Annotated in this window: 1 protein-coding gene; it reads left to right on the forward strand. The window is 74.1% G+C overall.

All coding sequences use genetic code 11. The features are described from left to right. Positions 1-340, forward strand: a 340-nt coding sequence (locus tag N869_RS16190) for an ATP-grasp domain-containing protein (protein WP_035063534.1), incomplete at both ends; no start/stop codon positions are given.

Below are 340 nucleotides of genomic sequence, written 5' to 3' on the forward strand. Positions count from 1 at the left end.
CGACAAGGCCGCGCTGCGCGCCGCGCTCGACGGCGTCGTCGCGCAACCTACCTGGCAGCTGTGCGAGACGCTCGCCGACGCTGACGTGTTCCTCGCCGGGCGGCCCGACGGGTGTGTGGTGAAGCCGGTGGGGCGGCAGGGCAGCATCGGCGTGCACCTCGTGACGTCGCAGGCGGGCCTGCGCGAGGCCTGGCGGGACCTCGGCGCGCTGACCGAGCGTGCCCGCGCGAACGCGTCGCCGGAGGACCGCGTCCTCGTCGAGGGCCGCCTGAGCGGTGACGAGGTGAGCGTCGAGTCCGTCGTCTGTGACGGGCGTGTGCTGTTCACCAACGTCACCGCC

The sequence above is a fragment of the Cellulomonas bogoriensis 69B4 = DSM 16987 genome, assembly GCF_000767165.1.
GTDB classification, from domain to species: domain Bacteria; phylum Actinomycetota; class Actinomycetes; order Actinomycetales; family Cellulomonadaceae; genus Actinotalea; species Actinotalea bogoriensis.